Source organism: Bradyrhizobium sp. LA6.8, assembly GCF_040547935.1.
Taxonomy (GTDB): domain Bacteria; phylum Pseudomonadota; class Alphaproteobacteria; order Rhizobiales; family Xanthobacteraceae; genus Bradyrhizobium; species Bradyrhizobium barranii.
Window position 1 is genome coordinate 412,270 of the sequence record NZ_JBEPQQ010000007.1, and the last position, 15,192, is coordinate 427,461.

At 62.0% G+C, this 15,192-nt stretch carries 12 protein-coding genes and 1 tRNA gene; 3 read left to right on the forward strand and 10 right to left on the reverse strand.

The window, feature by feature from the left end; translation table 11 throughout:
• Positions 1–52: 52 nt before the first annotated feature.
• A complete protein-coding gene (locus tag ABIA90_RS31130) occupies positions 53–1,222 on the forward strand; it encodes a GAF domain-containing sensor histidine kinase (protein WP_354119177.1) in 1,170 nt (389 codons plus the stop codon).
• 32 nt (positions 1,223–1,254) lie between these two features.
• Here ABIA90_RS31130 and ABIA90_RS31135 read toward each other — a convergent pair whose 3' ends face one another.
• The 5 genes from ABIA90_RS31135 to ABIA90_RS31155 form a co-directional block, all read right to left on the reverse strand.
• Positions 1,255–1,464 carry a hypothetical protein gene (locus ABIA90_RS31135; RefSeq protein ID WP_354119178.1) on the reverse strand — a complete coding sequence of 70 codons (210 nt, stop codon included), beginning with the start codon at positions 1,462–1,464 and terminating at the stop codon, positions 1,255–1,257.
• Positions 1,465–1,520: 56 nt separating this feature from the next.
• A complete protein-coding gene (locus ABIA90_RS31140) occupies positions 1,521–1,646 on the reverse strand; it encodes a hypothetical protein (protein WP_256376444.1) in 126 nt (41 codons plus the stop codon).
• A 74-nt stretch (positions 1,647–1,720) separates the two neighbouring features.
• Positions 1,721–2,332 carry a TorD/DmsD family molecular chaperone gene (locus ABIA90_RS31145; protein WP_354119179.1) on the reverse strand — a complete coding sequence of 204 codons (612 nt, stop codon included), beginning with the start codon at positions 2,330–2,332 and terminating at the stop codon, positions 1,721–1,723.
• Between the two features lie 36 nt (positions 2,333–2,368).
• Positions 2,369–3,004, reverse strand: coding sequence for a DUF3306 domain-containing protein (locus ABIA90_RS31150; protein WP_354119180.1), 636 nt, complete (start codon positions 3,002–3,004; stop codon positions 2,369–2,371).
• A 20-nt stretch (positions 3,005–3,024) separates the two neighbouring features.
• Positions 3,025–3,486 carry a DUF3305 domain-containing protein gene (locus ABIA90_RS31155; protein WP_354119181.1) on the reverse strand — a complete coding sequence of 154 codons (462 nt, stop codon included), beginning with the start codon at positions 3,484–3,486 and terminating at the stop codon, positions 3,025–3,027.
• 247 nt (positions 3,487–3,733) lie between these two features.
• Here ABIA90_RS31155 and ABIA90_RS31160 point away from each other — a divergent pair, with 247 nt between their 5' ends.
• Positions 3,734–5,719 (forward strand): 4Fe-4S binding protein, encoded by a 1,986-nt coding sequence (locus tag ABIA90_RS31160; RefSeq protein WP_354119182.1) that lies wholly within the window; start codon positions 3,734–3,736, stop codon positions 5,717–5,719.
• A 35-nt stretch (positions 5,720–5,754) separates the two neighbouring features.
• On the opposite strand, the gene ABIA90_RS31165 is transcribed toward ABIA90_RS31160, so the two are convergent.
• From ABIA90_RS31165 to ABIA90_RS31180, 4 genes are all read right to left on the reverse strand, one after another.
• On the reverse strand, positions 5,755–6,753 hold the full coding sequence (locus ABIA90_RS31165) for a formate dehydrogenase subunit gamma (RefSeq protein ID WP_354119183.1): 999 nt from the start codon (positions 6,751–6,753) through the stop codon (positions 5,755–5,757).
• Between the two features lie 49 nt (positions 6,754–6,802).
• On the reverse strand, positions 6,803–7,405 hold the full coding sequence (fdh3B, locus tag ABIA90_RS31170) for a formate dehydrogenase FDH3 subunit beta (protein WP_014490880.1): 603 nt from the start codon (positions 7,403–7,405) through the stop codon (positions 6,803–6,805).
• A gap of 12 nt (positions 7,406–7,417) precedes the next feature.
• On the reverse strand, positions 7,418–10,372 hold the full coding sequence (locus tag ABIA90_RS31175; RefSeq protein WP_354119184.1) for a formate dehydrogenase subunit alpha: 2,955 nt from the start codon (positions 10,370–10,372) through the stop codon (positions 7,418–7,420).
• 799 nt (positions 10,373–11,171) lie between these two features.
• Entirely contained in the window at positions 11,172–13,211 is a 2,040-nt protein-coding gene (locus ABIA90_RS31180; protein WP_354119185.1) for a TonB-dependent receptor, read from the reverse strand.
• Between the two features lie 631 nt (positions 13,212–13,842).
• Between ABIA90_RS31180 and ABIA90_RS31185 the strand changes: the two genes are divergently transcribed.
• Positions 13,843–14,973: a PepSY-associated TM helix domain-containing protein gene (locus ABIA90_RS31185; RefSeq protein ID WP_354119186.1), complete on the forward strand. Its 1,131-nt coding sequence runs from the start codon at positions 13,843–13,845 to the stop codon at positions 14,971–14,973.
• A 129-nt stretch (positions 14,974–15,102) separates the two neighbouring features.
• Here the strand turns inward: ABIA90_RS31185 and ABIA90_RS31190 are convergent.
• A tRNA-Leu gene (locus ABIA90_RS31190) sits at positions 15,103–15,189 on the reverse strand.
• Positions 15,190–15,192: the final 3 nt, after the last annotated feature.

Here is a 15,192-nt window from a genome sequence, read left to right on the forward strand (position 1 = left end):
AGAACGTCTTGCAAAGGATCGCGTTTGTTAGAGCAGGGCGTTAGGGTTCACCATGGCAATTGACATCAAGGCGGACGTGGATGCCGTCCAGCAGATTGCGGCGGTTCCCAAAGTTCTGGATTTGGCCGCGCGCATCACGGGCATGGGCTTCGTCGCCATCGCCCGCGTAACGTCAGATCAATGGATTTGCTGCGCCGTTCGGGACAGCATCGCCTTTGGCCTTGAGCCGGGCGGAGAACTGCGTGTCGAGACGACCATCTGCAACGAGATCCGGCAGCACGGCAACACGGTCGTCATCAACGATGTGCAGACGGACAGCGACTTCTGCAATCATCCGACACCGGCCATGTATGGATTTCGCAGCTACATCTCAGCTCCCATCGTCCTGATCGACGGAACCGTCTGGGGAACGCTGTGCGCCATCGACCCCACGCCTCGACAACTTCGCACACCGGAAATCCTCGACACGTTTCAGCTGTTGGCGGAACTGATCGCTGCGCAGCTCGAACTCAATCAACGTCTGGAGCGGAGCCAGGCCGATCTCGTCGACGAGCGAAAAACGGCCGAGCTTCGCGAGCAGTTCATCGGCGTATTGGGACACGATCTTCGCAATCCCCTCGCAGCCGTCGATGCAGGCATGCGCGTGCTGCTGAAGAACCTCGACACCGGACGGGCGCCCGAAATCGCGCTTGGCGTTCAAAAGGCCGTCTATCGCATGGCCGGCATCGTCGAAAACGTCATGGACTTCGCGCGAGGCCGACTTGGCGGAGGCCTCACGATCAGGCGAGATGCGACGCTGCCGTTGACGCCGGTGCTGGAGCAAATCATCGCGGAGTTCAGGACGGCCTGGCCGACCGTGACGATCAGCTCATCGGTCCAGATCGAAGAACCCATCAGCTGTGATCGGAGCAAGATGGGCCAACTGTTCTCGAACCTGCTCGGGAATGCAATTACGCACGGTGACCAGAGTAGGCCGATCCACGTCGTAGCCAGAACCTTGGACGGAACGTTCGATCTGACGGTGTCCAACGAAGGCCCGCCAATCTCCGAAAAGGCGCTGGCAAACCTCTTCAAGCCATACACGCGAGGCGACCGGCCCAGTCAGCAGGGTCTGGGACTTGGTCTTTACATCGCTTCGCAAATCGCCCAGGCCCATGGCGGCAAATTGAGTGCGATATCGACCGGACGCGAAACGACCTTCTCTTTCGAGATGCCGATCTAGGCGGGCCGGGAGCAGGATCGTCTGGAGCCAGGTTATTGCTTTACCGTGGCCGGGAAAATGAGCGACTGATCGTCGATCTCCTGATCCGGAAGCTGATGGACGCCCGCCATGGCATGCAGCTCGACCAAGGACGGCATGGCCGCGGCGGACAGCTCTATCGAGCGAGGTTGCGTCCTGAAGATCAGGGCAGAAGCGGCGATCAGAGCTGCAACGACGAAACAAGCGATCAGCGACCGGCGCATATGGCGTCTCCCACGTCTATGTGGAGAACAGAAAGCCTAACAAACAATAATGACCGCTAAACGCGGGCGCTCGACTCAGCAAACGCCGTCGTCGCGGACTCCTGCACGAAATGATCAAGGATGCCGGCGGCACCGAGTGCGACAACAGCGGCAAACAGACAGGCAATAATGAAAACGCGCATCCTGTTGATCCCTACATCTATAAGCTAGCACGCTCCCAAACGGATTTGTGCAGCGCCCGTACAAAACACCGTGTTCAACCCGGAAGTGCAAAGGCCTCCGTCTCGATATCGATAAACGTCCGTCCGAGCGCGCCAACGGCGGCATAGAAGTCTGCCGAACGCGCCCGCTCGAGATCGGCGAAAAAGCGCCTCATCCAGCGTGAAACATGCTGATCAAAGAAAATGCGCTCGGCATCCGCTGGCGCTGGAATGCTCCCGCCGGCGAAGCCTGCCATGATCTCACAGAGAAATCCCGCGTGATCTTCGGGCTCCGTACGTTCCGGAGCCGCTTCGAGGCCGAGACCCTCGAGAGTTTCCCTCAACCGCGCGAGTGGACGGCCATACAGGGTGTCGGACAGGTAGTGTGACGCATAAGGCAGCAGCGCCCCCTTGCCCAACCCTGCAAAGAGGGCGAAGAACTCGCGCGATGCGGCCTCCTCATTTGTCCGGCGCGCCGCATCCGCCAGCGCCATGTGTGCCGTGCCCATCGCACTCGCATCGCCGCGCAATGCAGAGATCCGGCCCAGCAGCTGCGCGTCCGGGCTGCGCGTCAGCAACGTCGCCAACAGCGCATATTCCTGCGCCCGGGCGAGGTCGAATTCATCGACGATACGCATTGAAGCGGTTGTTGAAGTTGGATCCATCATTGTTCGATCGCGCAAGACATATCATCCTGCCGGTTGCTAGCGGGGCAATGCGCTGCCATGACGTCGTGCTCGCTGGGAGGGCGGCTCTCCGGCAGCAGGACTGACGGACTGCATGCTCTCATTCCGGTCCTGGTCCGGTCGTGCCGTGGCATCATCGGGCAGCGATTGAGCTGCCAATATCGTCGGTTCGAGAATGGGCTTTTCGGCATCGGGCCGCCCTTGCGGAATGAGCTCGGTTGGCGGCGGCACGTCCGCAAGCGCGTCACCCACCTGCTCCAGCCCCTTCGACATCCGCGCGACGAGATCGGCGACGTTGTCCGCCGGGTCGAGCGGGCCAAATCCTGGAATTGCGTTGGGATCGTTGAAATCCCACTGGTTCTCCGCGATCCCGATGAAGTCGCGGATCGCAGGGTCGGCCGCCCAGGCACGGCGCAACGCCAGGCGCGTCAGTTCGGCCGGAACGCCCGTCTGCAGGAACGCCGCAATGTCGGTGTGAGCTGTGATAGATTCGATCGACGGCAAACTGGCGAGATCGAAAGGCTGGTCGTTCCCGTCATTCGCTACGGACGGCTCAGCAGCCTCCTCTTTGTCGACCGGAGCAAGTTCAGCTTTTTGGCTTTTCGAGGCTTGCTTGAGCTGCGCCCAGCGAACGAAGACGTTAGTCTCTGACATCGATCTCTCTCATGCCGCTGCTAACGATGGCGCTGCCGTTTGATGAATGGTCGTTCGACATGATGCTCGGCGACGAACCGGCCGACGATCTCGGAGATGCCTGGTGGCATCGGCACGGCTTCGACCAGATTGCTGCCTGCATCGGTAAACGCCTCGCCCTCCGCCGGATCGGCCGTGACCGCGAGCAGCTCGTAGGGCGGCTCGGAACCGGTCGGGCGCAAATTGACCCACAGCGTGGGCGAGCCTGACGTGAGATTTTCGCGATAGTTGGTGGTTTCGGTCCGGTGCAGTTCGATCACGGCATCACCGGCATAGAACAACGTGACCTCGCCCTCGCCTCCAATCGGAGTCCACGGCTTCGCGGACGGCTCTCCCGCAAACACCGAGACGGGCCGCCACAGAAAATCGGCCCACGCACTCTTCGCCTTGCGCCGTTCGATTGCGACACCGACAGCAATGCGTGCAAGACTTGTCGATATCAATGTACCCTCTCGCGATCGAGATGTGGTTCCCGCTTCCGAGGCCAATCCAGCGAAGCCGCGCTCGCCCCCGGCGAGAGCGATAATCGTGCGCCCATGATACGGGCGTCGTCTTTTCCGATACGCGGAGTATATACTTCGGGGGTGAACGGGCCAGTAGGTGGCCGCTCTATTTTGGGAGCCGCGAGATATTGTGACCGTCATATCTGACACCGGCAGGCGCCTCCTGATCTGCTCGTGCGAAGGGACGATGCCGCTCGATGCAGACGCAATTCGCCGCGGCTGCCGCGGTGAAGTGACGGCGGCGACGCAGCTCTGCGGCGCCGAACTCGGCCGATTCAAGGCTGTCGCCGCCGAAGATGGTCCGCTCACGGTGGCCTGCACGCAGCAGGCAGCGTTGTTTTCGCAGGTTGCGGCCGAAAATAATCGTGCGAATTCGATACAGTTTGCCAACATCCGCGAGACCGCCGGATGGTCTGGCGATGCCGACCGCGCAGGGCCGAAAATGGCCGCGCTGCTGGCCGCCGCGGCCGAAGTCGCCGCACCCGCGCCGACGGTCCAGCTGGAAAGCAGCGGAGTCATCCTGATCTACGGCCGCGACGAGGCCGCGATCGAGGCTGGCGACTTGCTGAAGGAGCATCTCGACGTCACGGTGCTGATTGCGCCGCCAGCCGCGATCGCACCGCCACGTAGCGCCGACTATCCGATTGCCAAGGGCCGGATAACGAGTGTCAAGGGTCACCTGGGCGCGTTCGATGTGGTGGTCGACGATTTCGCCGAAGCCGCACCGTCCTCACGTCGCGCCCTGACGTTTGGCGCCTCACGCAACAACGCCCGTTCGAGCTGCGACATCGTCCTCGACTTGACCGGCGGACCGGTGCTGGTTCCTGCCGACTTGCGCGACGGCTATCTGCGCGCGGATCCCGGCAGTCCCGCAGCTATCCTCCAGGCCGTGCTGAAAGCGCGCGACCTCGTCGGGACCTTCGAGAAGCCGCGCTACATCACCTTCGACGCCGGGCTTTGCGCACATTCGCGCTCGAAGCGGACCGGCTGCACCCGCTGTCTCGATTCCTGTCCGGCCGGCGCGATCACACCTGCCGGCAACCATGTGGCGATCGACGCCAACATCTGCGCGGGCTGCGGCCAATGCGCGACGGCCTGTCCCACCGGCGCCGCGTCCTATGCGTTGCCGGCGGAGGACGCGCTGGTCAGAAAGCTGCGTGCCATGCTGCTCGCATACCGTCAGGCGGGCGGCGAGCGGGCCGTTGTCCTCGTCCATGACGAAGGCCACGGCGCGCCGCTGATCGACGCGCTGTCGCGGTTCGGCGACGGCTTGCCCGCAAACGTGCTGCCGTTTGCGGTCAACGAGGTCACGCAAATCGGATTGGAGAGCATCGTCGCGGCTTTTGCCTATGGCGTGTCGGCGGTGCGTTTCCTGCTGCGGGCCAAGCCGCGCCACGACGTCTCCGGATTGACGCGGACGGTTGCGCTCGCCGATCCGATCCTTGCCGGACTCGGCTTCGGCCCGGCCCGGCTTTCCGTCATAGCGACCGACGATCCGGACGGTCTGATCGAAGCGCTCCGTGCCGCGCCGGCCGACGCGTCCACTCCGCGCCCTGCGAGCTTCCGCGCCGTGGGCGGCAAGCGCGACGTGCTGCGCTTCGCGCTGGCCGAACTGCACCGCGCGGCGCCTGCACCCGTCGATGTCATTCCGTTGCCCGAGGGGGCGCCGTTCGGGGCGGTCGAGATCGATGCTGCCGGTTGCACGCTTTGCCTGTCCTGCGTGTCGGTCTGTCCGACGAGTGCCCTGCGCGACGACCCCGAGCGCCCGGCATTGCGTTTTGTCGAAGACTCCTGCGTCCAGTGCGGCCTGTGCCGGACGACGTGCCCGGAAAACGTCATCACCCTGGTTCCGCAGATCGACTTCCGCGCCAGCCGCGCGCCAACCCGCCTTCTCAAGGAAGAGGAGCCGTTTTGCTGTATCCGCTGCGGCAAGCCGTTCGGCGTCAAGAGCAGCATCGAGCGTGTGGTGGCGAAGCTCGAAGGCCAGCACTGGATGTATTCGGGCTCGGCGCAGCGGCTCGACGCAATCAAGATGTGCGGCGACTGCCGCGTCGGCTTCGTGGCCGAGCAAGGTTTTGAATCTTATGGCGCGCAGAGCCCGACCGTCCGCACCACCGACAATTACCTGCGTGACCGGGACGCAAAGCGAGACCCGGACGGCCGCTCCAACTGAATTGCCCGGTTCAGGTTAGTCCGGGCGCCATCGCGCTATTCAGCCGGTATCGCCGAGGCTTGCCGGCCTTCCGCTTCGAGCTTTTCGGCGAGCCAGCGGTCGTGATGCTCTCTCGCCCAATTGATATCGACCTCGCCGGTACCCATGGCTTCGAACGCGCCTTCCATGCCGAGCGTGCCGATATAGATGTGTCCCAGGATCAGCGCGATGAAAAGGATCGCGATGACGGCGTGAGCGACCTGGGCGATCTGCATGTCCGCAATGTTGGTCCCGTAGAAGGGAAACAGCAGCACGAAACCCGATGCGGAGACCAGGAGGCCGGCCGCAACCGACAGCCAATAGACCAATTTCTCACCGAGATTGAAGCGGCCTGCAGGCGCATGTTTCGACTTGATGAAGCCGCCGCCCTGCTTGACCCAGTCAATATCGACTCGCTTGAACAGATTGTCCCTGAAGAAGAGCACCGTGATCAGAACGAGGCCCGCCACGAAGGCGAAGCTCGTGAAATTGTGCACGTACTTCGCGACCTGGGAGATGTCCGAGAATAGATCCGGGCCGACAAGGGGCAGCAGCAGGACCTTGCCGAAGGTGATGTTCAGACCGGTCAACCCGAGCAGCACGAAAGAGACCGCCGTCAGCCAATGCGCGAACCGCTCGAAGGCCTTGAAGCGGACAATCGTCCGGCCGGAGCGCCCCGCTTCGATGCGAAGCCGGCCCATGATCAGATAGGCGAGCGCGAGCACGGCAAGCATGCCGACGATCACCACCGCCCCACCCCAGTGCAGCAGGACCTCGTGGAAATAATCCCAGGTCCGTCCCGCCGGCTGCATCAGCACGCTGGCTTTGACATCTGGAATGTCGATCCGGCCCTGGATGCGCGGCGCTTGCTCGAGAAGCGTCTTCTGATTGGTCACACTGGCGGTCGGATTGGGCGCCCCGTCGGGACCGAGCTTCTGGGCGAGCACCGGGGCTGTCGCGAGACCGAACAGCATCAACAACAGCGCTACGAAGCGAATGCGTGCGAAAGCCGTCATGACGGATACCCAATCTTCGTCCCTGATCGTCGCGGTAAGCGCAGGTCCCTTATGACTTGACGTCCTCGTGATAGGCGGTTGTCCAGCCCCAGGCTCCGGAGCCGTAGCCGCGCTTCTCGACGCGCTCCTCGTAGATCTGGGCGATGATGTCGCCATCGCCTGCGAGTAGCGACTTGGTCGAGCACATCTCGGCGCACATCGGCAGCTTGCCTTCGCCGAAGCGGTTCGAGCCGTATTTCGCATATTCTTCGGCGCTGCCCGGCGCCTCCGGTCCACCGCCGCCCGCGCAATAGGTGCACTTGTCCATCTTGCCGCGCGAGCCGAAATTCCCGACCTGGGGATATTGCGGCGCTCCGAACGGACAGGCGTAGAAGCAATAGCCGCAGCCGATGCACAGATCCTTGTCGTGCAGGACGATGCCGTCTTCGGTCGGATAGATGCACTTGACCGGACACACCGACGCGCAAGGCGCATCGGTACAGTGCATGCAGGCCATCGACACCGACCGTTCGCCCGGCTTGCCGTCATTGATGGTGACGACGCGCCGCCGGTTGATGCCCCAAGGCACTTCGTTCTCGTTCTTGCAGGCGGTCACACAGGCATTGCAGTCGATGCAACGGTCCGCATCGCACAGGAATTTCATGCGTGCCATTGGTCTAACCTCTCATGCGGCCCTGATCTGACACAGCGTGGCTTTCGGCTCCTGCATGCCGGTGGCAGGATCATAGCCATAGGTCGTCAGCGTGTTGTTGCTCTCGCCGAGCACGATGGGATCGGCCCCCGTTGGATATTTCGCCCGAAGGTCGGCTCCCTCGTACCAGCCGGCGAAATGGAACGGCATCCAGGCAACGCCCTTGCCGACGCGTTCAGTCACCTGCGCCTTCATCCGGGCCCGCGAGCTGTTCTCTGCGCCGGTCACCCAAACCCAGCCGCCATCGACGATGCCGCGCTCGGCTGCGTCCGCCGGGTTGATCTCGACGTACATGTGCTGCTTCAGTTCGGCGAGCCATCTGTTGGACCGCGTTTCCTCGCCACCGCCTTCGTATTCAACCAGACGGCCCGAGCTCAGGATCAGCGGGAACTGCTTCGAGATCGCGCGATCGACGGCGGCCTTCTGCACGGAGAAGCCGATATTGGGCACGCGGAATTGCTTCGCGTCCGGCAAGGTCGGATAGTCGGCGACGAGGTCGGGACGCGGCGTGTAGATCGGCTCGCGATGCACCGGAACCGGATCGGGAAGATTCCACGCAATCATGCGTGCCTTGGCGTTTCCGTAAGGCGAACACCCGTGTTCGATCGCGACCCGCTGGATGCCGCCGGACAGATCGGTCGACCATGACACCTTGTCGGGATCGGCCGGATTGATGCGCTCGATCACCTCGCGTTCTTGCGTCGTGAGGTCCTTGTCCCAGCCGAGTTTCTTCAGCACGCCAAGGGTGAACTCGGGATAACCGTCCTTGATCTCCGAACCAACGGAGTACGAGCCTTCGGCAAGAAGATTATCGTGATCTTCCCGCTCCACCTCCTGCCCGTTCTCCATCACCTTGCGCTTCACGACGCGCTCGACTCCGAACCGCGCGCGGAAGGTGCCGCCGCCCTCCTTCACCGAAAGATTGGTGTTGTAGAGGATCGGCGTGCCCGGATGCCTGTACTCGGGCGTGCCCCAGCACGGCCATGGCAGGCCGTAATAATCTCCACCAACCTCCGGATCATCCTTCGGCGCCCGCAGCGTCACCAGGTCGAACTTGTGCTGGTTTCTCATGTGGGCCTTGAGCCGCTCCGGCGACTGGCCGCAATAGCCCGTCGACCAGCCGCCGCGGTTGATCTCGCGCAGGATGTCCTCCGCCGAGACCGCGCCGTTCTCGACCTTGATGTTCTTGAACATCAGGTCGGCAAATCCGAACTTGCGGGCGAACAGGTACATGGTGTCGTAGTCGTTCTTCGATTCGAAGACCGGATCGACGATCTTTTCGCCCCATTGCAGGGAGCGGTTGGAGTTGGTGCGCGAACCTTCCATCTCGAAGCTCGTGCAGGCCGGCAGGAGGTAAGTGCCGTTCTTGCGCTCCGACAGCACCGACCATGCGGTCGGATAGGGATCGCAGACCACCAGCAACTCCAGCTTCTCGATGCCCTTCACCGCTTCCGGCATCCGCGTGATGGTGTTGACGCCATGGCCCATGATGAACATGGCCTGCACCGGATTGGGCTGGCTGATCTGATTCTTCGGGAGCAGGGTTGCGTCGAACCAGCGCGTGCTGGGAATGCCAGGCGTTTCCATCAGCTTCTTGTCGGGGAAGCGCGACTTCATCCAGTCGTAGTCGACCTCCCATACCCGGCACCAATGCCGCCAGGCCTCCTCGGCAAGACCGTAGTACAGCGGAAGCGAGGTGACATCGAGACCGAGATCGGTTGCACCCTGCACGTTGGTGTGGCCGCGGAAAATGTTGGCGCCTGCGCCGGGCAGCCCCATGTTGCCGGTGGCGAGCAGCAACAGGCAGCTGGCGCGGACATTGGCGGTGCCGGTGGTGAACTGGGTCTGCCCCATCGCCCAGATCAGGGTGGACGGCTTCTGTTTGGCGAACAGTTCGGCGACGTGCTTGACCTGCGCCTCCGGCAGGCCGGTCACGCGCTCGACCTCCTTGGGCGGCCACTTCGCAACCTGCTTCCGGACCTCATCCAGGCCATAGACGCGCTGAGCGAGGAATTCCTTGTCCTCCCAGCCATTCTCGAAAATGTGCCACAGCATGCCGTAGATCGTGGCGATATGCGTGCCGGGGCGAACCCGGACATATTCGGTCGCGTGCGCAGCGGTCCGCGTCATCCGGGGATCGACCACGATCATGTTGGCGCGGTTGAGCTCCTTGCCTTCAAGAATGTGCTGCAGCGAAACCGGATGGGCCTCGGCTGGATTGCCACCCATCAGCAGGATGGTCTTGGCGTTGCGGATGTCGTTGTAGCTGTTGGTCATCGCGCCGTAGCCCCAGGTATTGGCTACACCGGTGACCGTCGTGGAGTGGCAGATCCGCGCCTGATGATCGGAATTATTGGTGCCCCAGAACGCCGCAAGCTTGCGATTGAGATAAGCGGCCTCGTTGGTGAACTTGGCGGAGCCAAGCCAATAGACCGAGTCGGGCCCCGCCTTCTGGCGGATATCCAGCAGCTTGTCGCCGATCTCGTCGATCGCCGTCTCCCAGGAGATGCGCGTCCACTGTCCGTTGACGAGCTTTACGGGGTAACGCAGGCGTCGTTCGTTCAACACGTCGTCGCGAACTGCCGCACCCTTGCAGCAATGCGAGCCGCGATTGATCGGACTGTCGTAGTCGGGCTCCTGCCCGATCCATACGCCGTTGGCGACCTTGGCGATCACCGAGCAACCGACCGAGCAGTGCGTGCAGACGTTCTTGCGGGTCGTGACCGTTGCGCCGACGGGTGGCGGCGGACCGGCTTCGGCCTTACGCACGCTGTGCAGCGCGAGTTCACCCACCGCGGCCAATGCGCCGGCCGTGACTCCAGAGCGCTTCAGGAACGTCCGCCGGTCCAGTTTCGCCGATGCTTCGTCGGCCGCCGCATCGAAAAGCCTGGCACGCTCCGGACGACGCTCGGACTTCCTGATCAGCACGGAAGTCTCCTATCGAGCGGGATAGCTGTTGACGCGGTAGAAATCCCTGACTTCCTGGGAGTCAGGTCGATAGCGAGCCTTCCGCTTCTGGTCGAGATCAACAGGCTTTGCGGAAGCCGCCGCCGGCAACAATTGTCCGGCACCCAACGCACCGGCACCGACAATCGTCAGCCGAAGCAAGTCACGTCGAAGAAGCTTTGGCGCTTGATCATTCTTCAACGAAGCACACTCCCTGTCGGGGTCAGGCCTTCCCGAAGGCTATCCGAGTTTTGCGCCGGACATCAATCACAGACCTGCGTTGCATAATCTGCAGGAGCGGCCATGCACGCAGCTTTGGCCTCGTGTTACCGCAACAAGCGGTCAATCGCCGTCAACATCATTGTTATCGGCCGTTCGGCTCCGCAGATTGTCGTGCGAATTGGAAACGGCGAAACATCGAGCAGATGATTGCCGGATGGCTGACGCCACACGCGTCGCGAGTGACGAACTCGCGATCGATACGAATGATGCGTCGACATCGTGAGCGATCGCCGAAATCCGCGTCGGGTCGGCGGGGCCGCGCCCCTTCGTTGCGCATTTGAGGTCACGCAACACAAGGATGCGATTTATCTATCTGGAAATGCTGGGTATCCAGAAAAAGCTGGCGACCCGGAAAGGACTCGAACCTTCACGGCCGCGAAGGCACCTGAAGCCAGAGCGTCTACCAATTCCACCCACCTGCGCGCCGTTTGGGGCACGGAGGCGGTTACCATGGTTCGGTGACGCGGTTGGCGCAGGACGATGCGCCTCTCTGGTAGCGTCAGAAGTCAACCGTCATTGACAACCACAGCGTACGCGGCATGCCGCTGATCACATAACCAGTCGGATTGCCGATCCAATAGCGTTTGTCGAAGAGGTTGGTGAGAGAAGCACGGAACGTGGTGGGTCGTCCCGCCAGCTGGGTTGCGTAACGTGCACCAATGTCGAACGTCATCCAGGCCGGAACACTTTGGATGTTGTCAGCGCTGACATAGGCCTGGCTGGTGTAGATGGTACGCGCCGTCGTGGTCAGCCCGGGCAGGAACGGAGTGTCCCACTCGACACCGAGATTGCTCTGCCATTCCGGAGCGCCGATGGCACGGTTGCCATCATGGAGGTGCCCTTCAGTCTTTGTCAGCCGCGCGTCAAGGTAAGTCACCCCTCCCAGGACGCGGATCCCGGGCCCGACTTCACCGAACGTATTGAACTCGATGCCCCGGTTCCTTTGCTCACCATCGAGACTGAAGATCCTGGTAACCGGATCGGTCGCGCCGCTCGGCAGGCTGATCTGGAATGCCGCGAGGCTCGCGCCGAAACCTCCGAGATCGAGCTTGGTTCCGACTTCATACCGCTTTGTCTTGAAGGGCGCGAACACCGCATTGGTGTTGGCGGCGCCGGACGGCGGCGTTGGTCCAGGCGTGAGGCCTTCGATGTAGTTGGCGTAGAAGGACAGCTCCTTGATCGGCCGAACCACCAGCGCCACGGAAGGCGACATGGCGCTCTGATCGTAGTGGGTCGTTTCCAGGCCGCTCACGGGGGCATAGCTGTTCGCGATAACCTGCTGCTGTCGCGCTCCGACGATCACCTGAAGCATCCCGTTCATCATCGAGAGCGTATCGGCAACGCCGACACTTCTCAGACCGAGGAAATCCGACTTCCCCTCAGGGAATGAAGACACCGGGGTGCCCGGACTCGCCAGCAGGGTCGGCGTGTAGATGTTGGTAAGATAGTTTCCGTAATTGGTCTGACCGAGCCAGTCAGTGCGGTTCATGGCGCTGCCGCTGACAACGACCTCATGACCAACCGGACCTGTGTCGAAACGCGCCCGCACGCCGGCTTCGCCCGATACGCCGTCGTTTTTGCCGGTCTGGAAGCGAGAGGTCGAGAGGGCATCGCCTGCCGTGTTTAGAATGGTGGCGCCGGGGGCTTCCTGCTTGTCGAAGGTGAATTGGTTGGCGCCGATTGCGCCGAACACGGTGACATTATTCGACACATCATATTCGGCGCGCGTAAGCCCGGTGAGGCTCTTCGCGCGGGCATAGTCGAACGGCTGGGCGAGGTTGATGCGGGGGTCCGGAGCATTCGGCACCGCGATGCCAGTGACGGGCGTGTAGCCGCGAGCTGCCGCTTTCATCCAGTCGTCCTGATAGATGACATCGGCGGACCACCTGAAGCGCTCGCCCCGATAGTCAACGCCAAGCGAACCGACTCCGTCGCGAACCGACTGACGGTCGATCGTCGTATTGCCACCATCGATCCCGCCGTTGAAACGAACGCCCCATTCCCGCTGTTCGCCGTAACGGCGCGCCACGTCGATTTCTGTGCCAAACCGCGCATTCGAGATGTAGCCGGCAGTCAGACGCGTCAGGTCCTCGTTTGCCCGTTTGGTCACGACATTGACGCTGCCGCCGATGCTGCCGGACGGAGCCATGCCATTGAGGAACGCCCCGGGTCCCTTGAGCAGCTCGATGCGCTCGATCGGCGCAGGGTTGATCCGGTAAGCCGGCACGAGGCCGTACAGCCCATTCAGCGCGATCTCGCTGTTCTCGACCCGGAAGCCGCGAATGGTCAGCGCGTCATAGCGATTGCTGCTACCGATCGCCGCCCGTACCGACGAATCGGAATTGGTCAGGACCTCGGCGACACTGGTCGCCTGCTGATCGCGGATGGTCTTTTCCGTGTAGCTCGTGAGGCTATATGGCGTTTCCATATAATCCCTGTTGCCGAGCAGGCCGACCTGTCCGCCCCTTGCGACTTGCCCTCCAACATACGGCACCGGCAACGCTGCCTGTTTTGCTCCAAGCGTGGCAGGCGCGCTCATCACCGGCGCGTTCTCACGTCGCTCTGCCCGCCGCGTCGTCGCAGCGCGCGATGTATTGGATGACCGCTGTCGCCGCGCGGGAGAGGCTCGCTGCTCAGGCGCGACGACGGTCACGGGAGGGAGTGACTGTCCGGACGTCGCCGATTGTTGGCGGCCCGACTGCTGTGCGACGGATGAGGTCGTGGTCAAAAACACTGACACGCACGCAAGCCCGAATGCGCGCGAGAAGGTCACGTCGTTAAGCATGCAGTCCCCGGAGTCTTTTCTTCTTGATGCCCCGTCCCAGACACGAATCGCTTGGGACGAGAGCGAATAAGCATTCGGGAAAATCCATGCCAACTAGAAGGCATCTAAGCTTCCAGGTGATCCTGGCGCGCCGCTCTACGTTTCGATTTCACATCGCATCGATTGTTGGTAAGCGCGAAAGCCTTTTGCTGCCGCCCGAACGCACGATTCGAAAAACTTCGTAAGACCGCAACGCGCCGGATGGGATCGCGACGAGCCATGAGGCAGACCGCGCGAAACCACCGCGGTCAATTGTCACAGACGCGCAATTGCTGGGGACTCAAGACCCGACATGACATCGCTACTGGTAAATGCATCGCACACCGCCGCGCGGAAGCGACCTAACATGCGATCGCTGCGGACGTGGGCCGGCATCCACCGCTGGACGAGCATCATCTCGACGCTGTTCCTGCTGATCCTCTCCCTGACGGGCTTGCCGCTGATATTTCAAAAAGAGATCGACGAGGCGTTTGGTTCATCGGGAATGTTGGCCGAAGTCCCGGAAAGCAAGGGCGTGCCAACGCTTGATTCCATCGTCTCGGCAGCGCGGGCGCGACACCCCGGCGATACGATGATCTCACTCGAATTTGCCAAGCGGTGGCCAATCGTGGAGACGCGCTCGGCGCCAACCCCGGATGCCGGACCCACCCGGATACACCGCGAGGCGATCGACCTTCGCACCGGTCAGCTCACAACGATGCCGCAACGGCGTAGTCCCGTGATGCAATTCCTGCACACGCTGCACGCGGATTTGTATCTGGGGCTGCCCGGCGGCTTGTTCCTTGCCGGCATGGCACTCGTCGTCATCGCCTCTATCGTCTCGGGCTTGATACTCTATCCGCCATTCGTCCGCCGATTTGGATTTGGCACGGTTCGCACGAACAAGAGCCGAAAACTATTGTGGCTCGACCTGCACAATCTGACGGGCATCATTACGATGGCATGGCTGCTCCTCGTTGCCACGACCGGAGCAATCAACACCCTGCATGGCCCCGTTTCCACTTCGGTAAGGACAGCCATGTCCGACGAGATTCGGCGGCGGGTCGTCATGACACAGGCAGGGCGAATGGAAGAGGTCGATCGGCCTGGGTCAATCGAAGCTGCGATTGCTGCTGCCCGCGGCAAGGTGCCAGCAGCGCGAGTGATGTCGTTGTTGTTCCCGAACGCTGAGATCAGTCCGTCCAACCACTACGTGGTTCTGATGAAGGACGGACAAATGATGACACAGGAGCTCTTCTACGCGGTGCTCATCGACGCCCATACCGGTGGCGTGTCGGACGTATTCGAGCCGACGGGTGTCACGAAGGCGCTGCTGATCGCCGAGCCGTTGCATTTTCCGACGACGTTTCCCGGCCTGGCGCCTAAGCTCGTCTGGGCGTTTTTCGACATCGTGACGATCATGGTGCTGGTGAGCGGTTTGTATTTATGGGCCAGCAAACCGGGCGGTCGCATCCAGCGCAAACGCTCTGCGAAATAGGAAGCGCGGGTGCCGACACGGCGAGCGTATTCTTGCAAGCCAGGAGCCAAACCACCCGTGGCCAAGGGAGCCGTCCAAGCACGCAGATGGGGCTCAACTAACTGGAATTGCTCATTTTCCAGAATTGTATGGTGCCCAGGAAAGGACTCGAACCTTCACGGCCGTTAAGCCACTGGCACCTGAAGCCAGCGCGTCTACCAATTCCACCACCTGGGCATG

Coding starts and splice junctions, on each gene's coding strand:
- ABIA90_RS31185 (WP_354119186.1), top strand. CDS start 13,843: ATGCGATCGCTGCGGACGTGGGCCGGCATCCACCGCTGGACGAGCATC.
- ABIA90_RS31135 (WP_354119178.1), bottom strand. CDS start 1,464: ATGCGCCGGTCGCTGATCGCTTGTTTCGTCGTTGCAGCTCTGATCGCC.
- ABIA90_RS31160 (WP_354119182.1), top strand. CDS start 3,734: ATGCCGCTCGATGCAGACGCAATTCGCCGCGGCTGCCGCGGTGAAGTG.
- ABIA90_RS31150 (WP_354119180.1), bottom strand. CDS start 3,004: ATGTCAGAGACTAACGTCTTCGTTCGCTGGGCGCAGCTCAAGCAAGCC.
- ABIA90_RS31165 (WP_354119183.1), bottom strand. CDS start 6,753: ATGACGGCTTTCGCACGCATTCGCTTCGTAGCGCTGTTGTTGATGCTG.
- ABIA90_RS31180 (WP_354119185.1), bottom strand. CDS start 13,211: ATGAGCGCGCCTGCCACGCTTGGAGCAAAACAGGCAGCGTTGCCGGTG.
- ABIA90_RS31145 (WP_354119179.1), bottom strand. CDS start 2,332: ATGATGGATCCAACTTCAACAACCGCTTCAATGCGTATCGTCGATGAA.
- ABIA90_RS31140 (WP_256376444.1), bottom strand. CDS start 1,646: ATGCGCGTTTTCATTATTGCCTGTCTGTTTGCCGCTGTTGTCGCACTC.
- ABIA90_RS31130 (WP_354119177.1), top strand. CDS start 53: ATGGCAATTGACATCAAGGCGGACGTGGATGCCGTCCAGCAGATTGCG.
- fdh3B (WP_014490880.1), bottom strand. CDS start 7,405: ATGGCACGCATGAAATTCCTGTGCGATGCGGACCGTTGCATCGACTGC.